This is a genomic window from Pseudoalteromonas sp. C2R02 (genome assembly GCF_018860845.1).
Taxonomy (GTDB): Bacteria; Pseudomonadota; Gammaproteobacteria; order Enterobacterales; family Alteromonadaceae; genus Pseudoalteromonas.
Map to the genome: position 1 here is coordinate 77,516 of NZ_JAHKQC010000008.1, position 14,644 is coordinate 92,159.

14 protein-coding genes are annotated in these 14,644 nt (G+C 33.3%); 9 read left to right on the forward strand and 5 right to left on the reverse strand.

The window, feature by feature from the left end; all coding sequences use genetic code 11:
• The first annotated feature begins 2 nt into the window (after positions 1 to 2).
• The 9 genes from KO527_RS01075 (at position 3) to KO527_RS01115 (ending at position 7,412) form a co-directional block, all read left to right on the forward strand.
• A complete protein-coding gene (locus KO527_RS01075; RefSeq protein WP_216038562.1) occupies positions 3 to 479 on the forward strand; it encodes a nuclear transport factor 2 family protein in 477 nt (158 codons plus the stop codon).
• Positions 476 to 1,201, forward strand: a complete 726-nt coding sequence (locus tag KO527_RS01080; protein ID WP_216038563.1) for an SDR family NAD(P)-dependent oxidoreductase — start codon at positions 476 to 478, stop codon at positions 1,199 to 1,201. The genes KO527_RS01075 and KO527_RS01080 overlap by 4 nt, the downstream gene beginning before the upstream one ends.
• Positions 1,198 to 2,460 (forward strand): FAD-dependent oxidoreductase, encoded by a 1,263-nt coding sequence (locus KO527_RS01085; protein WP_216038564.1) that lies wholly within the window; start codon positions 1,198 to 1,200, stop codon positions 2,458 to 2,460. Before KO527_RS01080 ends, KO527_RS01085 begins: the two co-directional genes overlap by 4 nt.
• Complete coding sequence (locus KO527_RS01090; protein WP_216038565.1) at positions 2,457 to 3,191, forward strand: DUF1365 domain-containing protein; 735 nt, start codon at positions 2,457 to 2,459, stop codon at positions 3,189 to 3,191. Before KO527_RS01085 ends, KO527_RS01090 begins: the two co-directional genes overlap by 4 nt.
• Positions 3,192 to 3,198: 7 nt before the next feature.
• Positions 3,199 to 4,464, forward strand: coding sequence for a cyclopropane-fatty-acyl-phospholipid synthase family protein (locus KO527_RS01095; RefSeq protein ID WP_216038566.1), 1,266 nt, complete (start codon positions 3,199 to 3,201; stop codon positions 4,462 to 4,464).
• A gap of 57 nt (positions 4,465 to 4,521) precedes the next feature.
• Positions 4,522 to 5,040, forward strand: a complete 519-nt coding sequence (locus tag KO527_RS01100; RefSeq protein WP_216038567.1) for a DUF2878 domain-containing protein — start codon at positions 4,522 to 4,524, stop codon at positions 5,038 to 5,040.
• A complete protein-coding gene (locus KO527_RS01105) occupies positions 5,037 to 5,549 on the forward strand; it encodes a chalcone isomerase family protein (RefSeq protein ID WP_216038568.1) in 513 nt (170 codons plus the stop codon). Before KO527_RS01100 ends, KO527_RS01105 begins: the two co-directional genes overlap by 4 nt.
• A gap of 1 nt (position 5,550) precedes the next feature.
• The gene (locus tag KO527_RS01110; RefSeq protein ID WP_216038569.1) at positions 5,551 to 6,072 is read left to right on the forward strand and encodes a DUF3833 domain-containing protein; all 522 of its coding nucleotides are present in this window, start codon (positions 5,551 to 5,553) and stop codon (positions 6,070 to 6,072) included.
• Between the two features lie 98 nt (positions 6,073 to 6,170).
• A complete protein-coding gene (locus tag KO527_RS01115) occupies positions 6,171 to 7,412 on the forward strand; it encodes a DEAD/DEAH box helicase (protein WP_216038570.1) in 1,242 nt (413 codons plus the stop codon).
• Positions 7,413 to 7,523: 111 nt separating this feature from the next.
• Here KO527_RS01115 and KO527_RS01120 read toward each other — a convergent pair whose 3' ends face one another.
• The 5 genes from KO527_RS01120 to KO527_RS01140 all read right to left on the reverse strand — a co-directional run bounded on the left by KO527_RS01120 (position 7,524) and on the right by KO527_RS01140 (position 14,642).
• Entirely contained in the window at positions 7,524 to 8,165 is a 642-nt protein-coding gene (locus KO527_RS01120; RefSeq protein ID WP_216038571.1) for a LiaF domain-containing protein, read from the reverse strand.
• Positions 8,166 to 8,329: 164 nt separating this feature from the next.
• Positions 8,330 to 10,219, reverse strand: a complete 1,890-nt coding sequence (locus tag KO527_RS01125) for a methyl-accepting chemotaxis protein (RefSeq protein WP_216038572.1) — start codon at positions 10,217 to 10,219, stop codon at positions 8,330 to 8,332.
• Between the two features lie 211 nt (positions 10,220 to 10,430).
• Positions 10,431 to 11,726 carry an NAD(P)/FAD-dependent oxidoreductase gene (locus KO527_RS01130; RefSeq protein WP_216038573.1) on the reverse strand — a complete coding sequence of 432 codons (1,296 nt, stop codon included), beginning with the start codon at positions 11,724 to 11,726 and terminating at the stop codon, positions 10,431 to 10,433.
• A gap of 279 nt (positions 11,727 to 12,005) precedes the next feature.
• A complete protein-coding gene (locus KO527_RS01135; RefSeq protein WP_216038574.1) occupies positions 12,006 to 13,220 on the reverse strand; it encodes an HDOD domain-containing protein in 1,215 nt (404 codons plus the stop codon).
• A gap of 129 nt (positions 13,221 to 13,349) precedes the next feature.
• Complete coding sequence (locus KO527_RS01140) at positions 13,350 to 14,642, reverse strand: Ig-like domain-containing protein (RefSeq protein WP_216038575.1); 1,293 nt, start codon at positions 14,640 to 14,642, stop codon at positions 13,350 to 13,352.
• Between the last annotated feature and the right edge of the window lie 2 nt (positions 14,643 to 14,644).

A 14,644-nucleotide genomic window follows, 5' to 3' on the forward strand; every position in this document is an offset into this window, starting at 1 on the left:
AAATGATTAATCGATCTGAAAAAATTCATGACTTTAACGATGTATTTAAGCCTAATGCTCAGTGGGTTAATGAGTTTATAGATGTATACAATAAATTAAATATAGATAACTTAAATACCTTAGAAGATATTTATCATAACGATATACATTTTCAAGACCCATTACATACAGTAAATGGTCGTAAGAACTTAATTCAATATTTCGAGAAGATGTACACAAATGTGAGTTATTGCCAATTTGAGATTACAAACAGTTTCAATTGTGAAAACGAAGCCGCCATCTATTGGGATATGACTTATCAACATCAAAGCCTAAATAAAGGAAAAAGTATCATAGTTCACGGCCATTCAAGGTTAAAGATAGTTGATAGAAAAGTCATCTACCACAGGGATTATTTTGATTTGGGCAATTTAATTTATCAGCACATACCTGTGTTAGGTGGTGTGATAAATTGGATTAATAATAGAGCGTCAAAATGAAACATATCCTTATTACAGGCGCTTCATCAGGCATAGGCAAAGCCCTCGCTTCTCTGTATGCAAATGAAGGTCATACAGTTTATGCTGGCGGAAGAGATTTTAAAAAATTGAATCTACTTTGTCGTTCAAATAATAAAATCAGACCATTTATTTGTGATGTTACAGATATAAATGACATTCAGTTAGCTTCTAAGAATCTACCTAAACTCGATATCATAATTCTTAACGCTGGAGATTGTGAGTATATAGACGATCCAATCAATTTTGATGGACAGTTGTTTGCTCGTGTTATCAATACAAACCTGATATCGGTCGGATATTGCCTGCAAGTACTACTTAAACATTTAAAGCCTAATGGTAACTTGGCTTTCACCAGTTCAAGTGCCGCATTTTTACCTTTAACACGAACACAAGCATATGGCGCCTCTAAAGCAGGCCTTAATTATTTAGCAAAATCTCTTAGCATAGATCTAAAAACACATAATATTAACGTTAGTCTGATCAATCCGGGATTTGTGAGTACACCACTTACTGATAAAAATACATTTAGTATGCCAGGGATCATATCTAGTGACTTAGCAGCTAAATATATTGTTAAAGGGCTTAATAAAAACAAATCAGAAATTAACATTCCTCCACTTTTTACTTTCATAATGAAGCTATTTTCATATCTCCCATTTTTTATTTGGCAAAAAATAGCAGTAAGGATGATTCAAAAATGAAAAACATCGCTATTATAGGTTCAGGTATTTCTGGCCTTACTGCAGCACATCTTATCAACCAAAAGCATCATGTGACTGTATTTGAAAAAAATGATTATATTGGCGGACATACTGCGACTAAACCCATTAAGTATAATAATAAAGAATATAAAATAGATACGGGATTTATAGTCTGTAATGATCGTACCTATCCCAATTTTTTAAAGTTACTAGATAAGTTAGGCGTGCCAAAACAAAAAACGCAAATGAGCTTTAGTGTAAAAAATAATGCCAGTGGATTAGAGTATAATGGTCATGACATCAATACATTATTTGCGCAAAGACGTAACTTTTTAAAACCTTCATTTTGGAAGCTCATTAAGGAAATATTAAAGTTTAATAAACTCGCAATCAATACATATGAAAATACTGTAGATGAGGATAAAACATTAGGTGACTTTCTTTTAGAACATCATTTTTCAGATAACTTTTGTGAAAATTATATCTTGCCTATGGGTGCTGCTATATGGTCTTCTAGTTTGAAAGATATGCTTGTTTTTCCTCTGCAATTCTTTGTTCAGTTTTTTTATAACCATGGTTTATTAAGTATCACAAACAGACCGCAATGGTATGTTATTACAGGTGGTTCATACAAATATATTGATCCTTTGACCCACAATTTTAAAAACAAAATAAAATTAAATTCAAAAATTGATTTTGTAGAAAGAACGTCAAAGGGCATCGAGATACATTTTAAAAATGGTGAAATCAATCATTTTGATGAGGTCATTTTTGCCTGTCATTCAGATGAAGCATTAGCGTTATTAAAATCACCCTCAGAGCAAGAACAAGAAATACTATCTAATATTCCATATACACCTAATGAAGTTGTTTTACATACAGATACCGACATATTACCAAAAAGAAAAGCTGCTTGGGCTAGTTGGAACTATTTATTAGACGAAAATAAAGATGCGCGATTAAATAAACCTTCCTGTGTTACTTACAATATGAATATACTGCAAGGCATTGTATCAAAAGATACTTTCTGCGTTACTTTAAATCAAACAGCACTAATTGATAAAAATAAAATTATCGATAAATATACTTACCATCACCCTGTTTTCAACAATAAAAGCTTTATAGCACAAAAAAGACGCAGTGAAATATGCGGTAAAAAACACACACATTTTGTAGGTGCTTATTGGAGAAATGGATTTCATGAGGATGGTGTACATAGCGCATTAAGTGTTGCCAAGCGTTTTGGGGTCACTTTATGACTCTAAAAAGCGGTATATTCAGTGGCCATGTTTTACATCGCCGATTCAGCCCAGTTTTACATAAGTTTAAATATAAAATGTCGATGTTTGGCATTGATATTGATGAGATAAACCAGATATCTAAAAAATTTAAACTATTTGGCACCTCAAAATTTAGTCCCATTAAATTTAATCAAAAAGATTACATAATAAATGAACCTGGTGACCTCAAAGCACGTATAGCTAATAAAGTGAAATCGCTGGGTGGGCAATGGGATGGCTCAAAAGTGTTTATGTTAATACAATGTAGATGCTTAGGTCTTTATTTCAGTCCAGTTAACTTTTTTTATTGTTATGACAAAACAGGGTCATGTGAGTTGATGTTGGCTGAAGTAAGTAATACACCATGGAACGAAAGACATTATTATTTAATTAATATTCTAAAAAGTGATATGACTAAAAAAACATTCCACGTATCACCTTTTATGCAATTAAATATGAAATATAAATGGCGTGTTACCACCCCAGAAGACAAGCTCATCGTGTCAATTGCAAATCATTTTGAAGGGGAAGATAACCCTACTTTCGATGCTCATTTAGCCCTGATGAAAAAACCTTTAAGCTCTCTGAACCTGATTAAAAGTTGGGTCAGTTTACCTCTCATGGTTTTTAAAATTGTCACCCTGATTTATTGGCAAGCACTTAAATTATTCTTTAAGCGTGTGCCATTTGTACCCTATTCTAAAAGCTGAGGTAAACATGGAAATTACACAATCATTGAGTCGTGAATTAAAAATAAGTTGGTTTAATAAAAAGTGTAGACACATCGTTTTTAAGGCACTTAATAGCATTGATAATGCCCAAATTGAAGTACATGAAGGTACTAATATAACAGTATTAGGTAATAAATCTGCCAAACTTAAAGGTCACATTTGTGTTCATGATTTAACGCTTTATAAAGACTTTATCAGAGGCGGTAGTGTTGATGTCGCACAAGCTTATTTAGATAAAAAGTGGACATCTAATAATTTAACACAACTTGTTAGAGTATTCGCTAGAAGTCAGAAAACGCTTGATTCTGTTGAAAGTAACAAAGGCCTATTGGCTAAAATAAAAAACAAGCTATTACACCTACAAAATGCCAATACACAAAATGGTTCTAAGAAAAATATATTAGCGCACTATGATCTAGGCAATGACCTTTATACACGCTTTCTTGATCCTACTATGATGTATTCGTGCGCAATTTATGATGAGTCGAATCACACAATTGACCAAGCGCAAATTAATAAACTTGATATTATTTGCAAAAAACTCGACCTAAAAATAGATGACCATTTGATTGAAATAGGGACTGGTTGGGGCGGATTGGCAATTTTTGCAGCGCAAAATTACGGTTGTAAAGTAACAACAACCACCATTTCTGATGAGCAATATGATTATGCAACTGAAAAAGTTAAACAATTGGGATTAGAGGACCGCATCACATTATTAAAAAAAGATTACCGTTTATTAGATGGTCAATTTGATAAATTAGTCTCGATTGAAATGATAGAAGCTGTAGGTCATGAGTTTATGACAAGCTTCTTTGATAAATGTAACAGCCTTTTGAAACCCAATGGCAAGATGCTTATTCAAGCAATAACGATTGCAGACCAAAGATATGATGCTTATCGTAAGAATATAGACTTTATACAAAAGTATATATTTCCTGGAGGCTGCCTCCCGTCAGTGTCTGTGATGAGCGAACACATAAAACACTCTACTGATATGATGATTGATAAGGTTGACGATATCGGTTTGCACTACGCCAGAACGCTCAATGATTGGCGAGTTCGCTTTGATAATAATTGGCATGAAATCCAACAGTATGGGTTTGATGAAACTTTCCAAAGATTATGGCATTACTATTTTGCTTATTGTGAAGGTGCTTTTTTAGAAAGGGTGATAAGTACCCATCACATTGTTGCCAGAAAGCCTCTTTATTTGGATGAAAACGATAAACAAATAATGACTTATCTATAAGTGGTTAATTTTACTATATAGCTTGATACTGATAAGTAATTCTGGTTTGAGGTCGTTATGAAGTACTTTAACATTATTAACTTATCTATTTATCAAATTTCATGGTTTATTGCTGCATTATATCCAGGTAAAGGCGCTCTATTTATTGCTGCGCTCATTGTAATTCACTTTATTATGAGCCCATCCAAATTAGATGATTTTAGGTTATTGAATATTGCTGTAATTGGCTGTGTGGTTGATTGCTTGATGATATATTTCAATGTCATAATAACTAGCAACAATGAATTACCAAGTACATTGATGTTACTTTGGTGTGTATTTGCAGTGACATTCAATCACTGTCTTCATTGGCTAAGTGCGATTAATGTAAAATATATATCACTAATCGGGTTAGTTTTAGGACCTGCAAGTTACTATGGCGCCTTAAATTTAAATACATTTGAGACAACACTGACAGATTTTCAATTTATATCCCTGTACGGTTTTATTTGGGCGCTGCTGCTACCCATTTTTGTAAAATATTACATTGCTTTAAAAGTACTGTTTAATCATGATAATGAGGCACAAAAATTATGACAAAGTATTTGTATTTATTAATGATAATTGTATTTATGAGTTTCAATTCTAGTGCTGTAATATTGGCAGACCTTCACAAAATTGGTCATGCCAAGATGTCTGTTCTTTTTTTTGATGTTTACGATATTGAACTACTGAGTAAAGACAAAAATTGGCAACCAGATAGCTATCCTCAGGCCCTAAAAATAACCTATTTAAGGGATATATCAAAAGAAGATCTGTTAAAAGCCACAAAAGAACAATGGCAACATATTCAACTAAAACAGCCTAATGAAAATCTCTGGCTTAAAAAATTAGACGCCATTTGGCCAGATATAAAAGAAGGAAATGGGCTCACTATCTTAGTTGACCCATATAAAACAAGTAAATTTTACTTCACTTCAAAAGAGCACAAAAATCTACTTATAGGTGAGATATCCGACCCAGGCTTTGGCCCTGCATTTCTAGATATTTGGCTTTCAGAAAATACATCTGAGCCAAAACTACGTAAACGTTTAATAGGTAAATAATATGAAAAATGTATTTTTAATTTTAATGAGTTTATTTTTATGGTCATGCTCTAGTCCAAATTTAGATGATTACCAAAATACAACTCCCACCTTTAAATTTGAAGATTTTTTCAATAATAAACTTGTGGCGTATGGCATTGTCTTTGATCGTTCAGGAAAAATGACACGACATTTTTCTGTTGATATCAATGCAAGATGGCAAGGAAACACAGGTATCATATACGAAGAGTTTATATTTAGCGACGGTGAAGAGTCGACTAGAACTTGGACCGTAGTCAAACAAAATAATGGCGTATATGAAGGAACGGCTTCAGACGTGATTGGCATTGCACAAGGAAAGGTGATTGGCAGTGTTTTAACGTGGCAATACGATTTAAAGCTAAAAGTAGAGGGCACTGAATATATAGTCACACTTGATGACTGGATGTATCTGTTAGATAGTAAAAGACTATTTAATAAGACTGATATTATAAAATTTGGTCTAAAAATGGGTGAAGTGATTTTATATATAGAAAAATTATAGATAAAATTGTTTTAAAAATAATGCCTTTAATGAAACATAAGTATTTTTATTAAATTATAGGTATAATGCCCGCCATTATTTGTTACAAGTTGATCAAAATGACGATATTCGCTGAATTAGGCCTAAACAAGACCCTACAAGCAAACATAAAACGCTTGGGTTATAAAACACCTACCACTATACAAAAGAAGTCTATTGGCGCTGTTTTATCTGGCGCTGATACATATGCTATTGCCCCTACTGGTACAGGTAAAACTGCTGCATATTTATTGCCTACATTACAAGAATTAAGTCAGGTTGATCATAGTCAAGATGAAGTACGCCCTGTACGTGCTATTTACTTAGTGCCAACACGCGAACTTGCACAACAACTTGAGTTATCAATTGCTAACTATGGTAAAGATTTAAACTTACGTACTATCAGTATTTTTGGTGGTGTAAGAGTTGAATCTCAAGTTAAGCGTTTTAAACGTGGTGCTGATATTGTTATCGCTACACCTAAGCGTTTAGTTGATCTTTTAAAACTAGGCACTTTTTCGCTTGATAACTTAAAACATTTTGTAATGGATGAAGCTGACAGATTAGTGAGTATGGGCATTCAACAAGAGTTAAGAACAATTCTTACTGCCCTGCCAAAGAAAAGACAAATTGTTTTATTCTCTGCAACTGATAGCAAAACATTGGCTAAATTCAGTAAAGACAATTTATCACACCAAAAAGAAATTAAAACGGAACAACTACAGCCTGCACAGTCAAAAATTGTACATACCATGTATCGTTGTTACAGAAAACATAAAGAGTCACACTTAATCAAGCTATTACAAATGCTGAGATGTGATCAAGCGCTTATTTTCACACGTACAAAACAAGATGTGAAAGACCTAACTGAGTTATTAACTGAAAATGGTTTTTCAAACCAAGGCATTCATAACGAAGTACAACAAAAAAGACGTAAAGAACGCTTAGACAGCTTCAAAAATAAAGAGTTTAAGTTTTTAGTCGCGACTGATATTGCTTCTCGCGGTATTGATTTTGATAACCTTTATTACGTCATTAACTTTGATTTGCCAGTAAACAGCAATGATTACATTCACAGAGCAGGCCGAACAGCACGTAAGACTGTGAAAAAAGTTGAAAACAAAGCGAAAGCGATGAAGCAAGAGTTATCTAAAGATGTATTAACTACAAAACAATTTGAGTTTGCTGATGCGCCAAAAGTAACTGTTGATGATATACAAGGTCATGTATTTTCATTAGTAAGCCCTGAACAAGAACGTTTAGTACCAAAGATTGCAAACTTATTAGGCACAGAAGTAAAACTTGATAAAATTCCTTGGTAAAGTTTTATAACAAATTTTGAATACTAAAAAGGCTGTTTTATAACAGCCTTTTTTGATGTTTGATTTTGAATAACCTTAACCGAGTTAAATAAATTTTTAGTTAAATTGACATTAGTTAAACAATGCCTTTAAGCTATCTGCAAACCTAAGCCATTTCTCTTTTATTGGCTGTTTTATTTTAATATCTAAGCTACCTAATATGACTTTTCCTTCAATCGAAATTGTAGGCGCATCAGCACTAAAAAGGGCTGTAGAGTCATTTTCAATACTCCCAAGAATACAATTTACATTTGAATGAGTATTCACATCTTCTGGTACTAAAATATCAACACTACCAAAAATACTGAGTACTTCTATTTGCGTATTTGGGTGTGTAAATCTGGCTTGGGTAAAATCGAGAGTATCACTTGCTAGAACATTAATTATCGTGATTTTTTTTGGTACATGCCATTGCCCATTGCGCTTACTTGAGCCTAGTACATTAACCAATTTATCTAGCTCTTTAGTCTTACCTTGTTGATAATGCGTCCCTAGCGCGCTTTTTTTCTTATCTTGATATTTTGTATTAACATTTAAGTTTAAATCTTTAGTTAACTCAATAATAGTCAGTGGATCAGTGCCATTCATCGCTTTATCTAAACGCGACTCAAATGCTTCTAACGATATTTCACCATGGCTATAATTCATTATTAGCTGATCGATTACTTCTTGTCGAACACTTTCAATGGGTCTATCTTGTGTGGCTACTGACATTATTTATCCCTATAATTTTTCAATATATTTAAAATGTTTGACTATTAAAAGGCAAGTCACATGCCAAATATAAAAACCTTATATTTCAATAGGTAACAATTAAAGATTTATAAAAAAAACTAAATTATGCTTAATATAACCAATATTAAGCATAACTGGCTAACTTAGACTTTAAATTTTAATAACATTTTTTCTAGTTCATAAAACTCATTTTTAAGTAACGTACACTCTTCTAAAGTGCTATTTAAATTTGATTGACCTGTACTATTTAACTCACTGATATTAGTAATTTCTTTATCTAATGAGCCTATTACTTGATTTTGCTCATGGGTGGCATTTGCGACACTTAAATTAACCTGATCAATTTCTAAAATAGTGCTGGTAACTTTAGCCATTTGCTCACCCGCTAAACGCGCCGATTGCACACTATTTTCTGAATCCTTTTGACTTTGCGTGATCACAGTCACAGCTTTTGAAGAACCTTCTTGCAATTGCGCGATGGTAATTTCAATTTCTTTTGTTGAATCTTGTGTTCTTTGCGCTAACTGCCTTACTTCATCAGCAACAACAGCAAAACCTCTACCCGCTTCTCCTGCACGAGCCGCTTCAATTGCTGCATTAAGAGCAAGCAAGTTAGTCTGTTCACTCACCCCTTTTATCACTTCTAAAATTTGGCCAATGCTTGCGGTATGTTGACTTAAACTTGTAATAGAGTTTTGTGCAGATATCATTTTTTGTGATAAATGGTCTATTTCTTTAATGTTGTCATTTAAGCTATTTTGGCTGTGCTCCGATTCACTATTAGCTGTATTAGCTAAGCTTGCTGCATTTTTCGCATTGTCAGAAATATCAGCTGCGCTTGAAGTGAGCTCAGTAACTGCATTTGCAACACTATTTGTACAGTCTGTTTGATCACTATACATATTGAGTGTTGATTCTGTGCTGTTTACTAAACTTTCCACTGACTTTTCTAACGCAACAGTTGTATCTTTGACTTGAGTAATCGAGCTATGTATTTTTTCAATGAAATCATTGAAATAGCTAGAAAGAACACCAAATTCATCGTTTGATTCGACAACTAACCTTCGTGTTAAATCGCCCTCACCTTGTGCGATATCTTTAATGGCATCTGATACACGGTTCATAGGTTTCATTAAATAACGCAATAAGAACTGCATCATAAGTACGATGGCAAAAACACCTAAAACCATATAAATCGCTGCTACATTTCTAAATGAATCAACTGATGAGAATGCAATATCTTTGTCTATTACAACTGCTAAATACCAAGACACATTTTTAATGCCTTTGATCTCGATAAACGAAACCAGCTTAGCGTCACCATTAATATTTTGTTCAACAAAATCACTATTTAATGCGAGTTTTTGGCCAAAAATATCTGTAATAGATTTATCATTATATTTATTATCTGGATGACTTAAAATTTTAGCTTCTTTATTGACTAAAAAAGCATAGCCATAACCTAAAAAGTCGATGCCATTAACAATTTCTGTAATGGTACCCATATCAATATCGCCACCAGCCACACCCGAGAACTGACCATTGATTAAAATCGGCGCAACGGCTGATATCGTAAATTCATTGGTAGTAACATCTATATAAGGTGCAGTAAAAGCCGTAGTATTTTGCTTTTGAGCTAATTGGTACCACGGACGTTGTCTTGCATCATAATCACTGGGTAGTTCAATGCTTGGATCATTTAAAACAAATGCGCCATCTAGCTTACCAATGTAAGTATTTTTAAAATCACCAGATTTATTCGCCTGTTTAATTTGCATTAAAGTCACTGACTCTGGATCTTGAGTTTGATAAGTATCAGCAATTGATACTACGATGTTAAGTTTGCCATTTAACCAGTTTGCAATATTTTGCGATACTGATTGTGATATTTCTTTTAAAACAAGTTCTAATTGTTGCTCTGTTTGTGAGCGCATGGAAATGAAGTTATTTACGGTGAATAGTCCTAATACAAGTACTAATACTAAAGAGGCGGCGATGGTAATTTTGGTGGTGAATTTAAGCGAATGAAACATAAACATCCTGCGTTACTTTATAGTTATTATTGATGTTACTCAGTTAAACTTCTAACCTTAGTAACATAATTAACACTAGATTAACTGATTTTAGATGCAATTTGAATGTGACTTTCTTAAAATAATAAGGCAGGGTGTAAATATATCTGTGCAAAAAGGCAATCAGGCAAAATACGAAACTGTATTTTGCCTGATTGTTTTTAGCGTTAACTTAATGAAGCTTCATTCTTGGGCGTACTACTTTCATTAACTTTTCAATTAGCCATAAAGCAAATGTTTTCAAGCTGCCATGAATGGCTCTTTGATGCATACGATATAATGACATATACATAAGCCTAGCAATTTTACCTTCAATAAACATAGAGTTATTAGTTAAGTTACCCATTAAGCTCCCAACAGTACTAAAGCGAGACAAATTCACTAATGAGCCATGATCTTTATAAACAAAATTATCTAAAGGTTGATGGTTTATTTCATTGATAATATTTTTAGCAATACATGATGCCATTTGATGCGCAGCTTGCGCTCTCGGTGGTACAAATGAGCCATCGCTTTGTTTAAAAGCACATGCATCACCTAATACAAAAATTGCATCATCTGCTGTAGATTGTAATGTATTGTTAACTAATATTTGATTTGATTTATTTAACTCAAAAATGTTGAGGTCTTTTATAAAGTCAGCGACTTTAACACCTGCGGCCCATAATTGAATATCGGCTTCAATTAAAACGCCTTCACTGGTTAATAAACCTTGTTCATTAGCGCTGGCTACCCGGGTATTTTCTAAAACATCTACGCCTAATTTAATGAGTTCACGTTTTGCCGAATGAGCGATACGATTAGATAAAGCTGGCAAAATACTTGGCCCTGCTTCTACTAAGTATATTTTTAGCTTTTTAGCCGTCATGTTATTTAAACCATAACTTTTGAGCAATTGGGCAACATGGTAAAGCTCTGCTGAGAGTTCAACACCTGTTGCACCTGCACCAACAATCGCAATTTTTAATTCATCTAAATCTGTATTTTGATGAAGTTGCGTAAAGTGATTTAATAATGCGCTTTGAAACCGCTCTGCTTGTTTATGTGAATCTAAGAAGTAACAATGTTCTTTGACCCCAGGCGTATTAAAATCATTGGATATGCTGCCAATAGCAATAACTAAATGATCATATTTCACCACACAGTCATTTAAATTAGAGGTGGTTTCATCATTTAAACGTATTGTTAGTTGCTTGTTATCTTTATCTAAACTGCAAAATTCACCTAACTGAAAATTAAAACCATGTTTAGCTGCATGTGCCGAATAAACAACGCCATCAATACTGGTATCTAAAGACCCTGTTGCCACTTCATGCAGTAAAGGTTTCCAAATATGAGTTCGACTTTTATCAATTAATACAATATTTGCTTTATTGGTTTTCCCTAACTTATGACCTAGCTTTGTGGCTAATTCCAGACCACCAGCTCCACCACCTACAATGACGATACTTGGTTTATTGATTTGCATACTTGCTTCCTTAATATTATTAAAGAGCTAACCACTCAAGAGTATTTAGATCTTTAACAACAACTTGGAATATAACGCTAAGAAAGTCTTAAAATGGTATTTTTATAGATTAAATATATCGTAAATTTCGTATAAATATTTTACCGTTTTTCGATACTTAGGTGAATGATTAGCTTGTTTTTTGGAGGGGTAATTTGTAACAAGAAATGAAGGATTTAAAGATGGTTTATTCAGAAAAATGAAAGACTTTATGCGTATATAAAACATCCATAAAAGTAGCTAATTTAAAGATTTGTAACTATTAGCCCAGGAGATAGCTTCTGTGTAATATTTTACAAGCTCGGCCTCATCTAGATTAACCTTTTCACAAGCTTGTTTCATTGCCCACCAACTTGCTTTTTCATATGATTTTTCAACTTCTAATACATGAAAAAGGATATTGCTTTTTCCGAGCAATGCATCTTTAATTGAATCTGCAATGGGCAGTGTAAGCAATATATCTTCCATAGATTTATCTAAAATGGCATCTATTAATGAAAACAGCCCCATTATAAATGCGTTATTACTCATGCCTGGTGATACTTTTTTTGCAATCAACTCACAAAATCTTGCCCTAATAATTGATAATTGCGTTAGTTCAGAGGGTTTATTTTGTGCTAAATGTGCCGTCATGATTAAGCAAACAAACTTTTTAACGCGATCTTCCCCTAAATAAACCAAAGCTTGTCTTAATGAGCCTATCTCTTCTCTTACTGCAAATAACCCTGAATTAATAAAACGCAAAAGCTTATAAGATAACGCAGTATCATGCTCAAAGTGTTTTGCGATGTTTTCATAATTAAGATTATCCCTTAATACTTCATTATAAATTGCAATTATCGCAGCCTGGCTAGAATCCACATCACTTTGTTCAATTATTTGCGGTTTACAAAAATAATATCCTTGAAAATAGTCAAATCCCATTTCCTTGGCTTGAATGTATTCTTCATTTGTTTCTACTTTCTCTGCAAGTAATTTAAGTGATTTATTCTGCTTTAACTTGTTTATCAAAGGCGCTATTGAATCTAAGGGGGTTGCCATAATATCAAATTTGATTAATCGACAAATCTTTATAAAAGGTGCCCAAGGTTTGCTATAAACAAAGTCATCTAATGCTAACTTATATCCTTTATGAAAAAGCTGTCTGCACGCGTCATAAACTTCAGGAGTAGGCTTTACATCTTCTAATATTTCTATAATGACTTGATCTGCAGGTAATAAACTGGGAATTAAATCTAATATTGCTCTTTCAGGAAAGTTGATCAGCGCTTTTTTACCTGAAGTGATCTCTTTTAAGCCTTGGTTAAATTGGCTATCAAGTAAAAGCTTGGCCGTTGCTTGATTGCTCTCTACGTCAGGAAAAGCGTTATTTAGACCATCCCTAAATAATAATTCATAGGCAACAACTTGTTTTTTGCGATTTAAGATGGCTTGCCTTGCGGTATAAACTTTCACTCAAACTCCATGTAATAATATAAATCAACTACTTGAATCATAGTTATTACATGAAGTTTTTGCTAAAAATCTTTTTAAATAAAAACTGAATACATAAAATTAATTCAGCTTTATTGCTCCTAATAGATTTTATTCAATAATTAACTTAGCTACCGATGATTTACCATCATAAGATACAGTTAAAATGACTTCCCCAGTTGTGCTGGATGTACTTGTTACTTTGTAGTTAGCTGCGTTAGTGCCAATTGATACTAGTTCACTGGTTATTAACTCATTATCACTAAAAGATAACTCACTAAATTCAGTGACATTTATATCAGCAGTTGTTTCTTCAAATTGCGCTTTTACAGTGATTTCAATAGACTCTTTTGCCTTAAATGTGATTGTCTCTTCACCTTGATTTATCATTAAAGTATCTAACGTAGCATCACCTTTAATTTCTAATGTTGCAGTGCCTTGAACACCACCACAAGTAGCATACACTTCAGTAACCCCAGGTTTTAGTGCTAAAAGGCTGCCTTTTGTTGTACCATTTAAAGTAACCCCTGCTAAAGCATCATTTTTTGCCTGCCAACTAATATTATTATCAATATTAATAGGCGTTTCAGATACTGTATTTACAAGGTTAGCTTGCGATTGCACTTTAATTCTATCGCCAACATTAAGTGTGATAATGCTTACTTCTTTGTCCTCTACAATGACATCGATTGTTTCTAAATTTTTGGGATTGGATATGACTTCTATCTGGTTTGAAATATTATTTACTTTACCTGTCACAATTGTATTTTCAATTTCAGCATGTGATGTATGTAATATGCCACCGGTTTCAATCGTTGCGGTAGTATTACTATCAACCGAAAAAGTAATATCTTTAGTGACATTTAACGAAGTATAATCATCAGCATAAGTGACATCAGCCACAATATTTGCGTCAATACAGGTATTGATATCACCTTTAATCGGATCAGATTGCTTTAAAACTAAAGAAGAAATCACCTCATCACTGACTGACAATTCTCCTTGTGCAAAGATATCATTGATCGTTGTGCCAGTGATAATAACTTTCCCTTGCGGCTCTAATGAATTAGCAACGGCTGTCACTAATCCTTTGTTATTTACTGTTGCAATACTAGCATCACTTGATGACCACTCCAGCTCAGCTGTAACATCTCTCTCATCGTTATTTGTATCTATGCCTAACGCACTTAGTTGATGTGTTTCACCTACTTTTAAACGTGTCATCGCACCAATAATGGTAACAGATTCGATGATTGTACCTTTAGCACGTTGAGATTCTAACTCTACAGCTTTAGCTAATGCTTCAGCGTTATTATCTGAATCACACCCTGATAAAACAATACTTGATGCTAAACACACACTATAAGTAAAGTTAGGCAATAAACGTTTTAAATTAGTTTTCATTT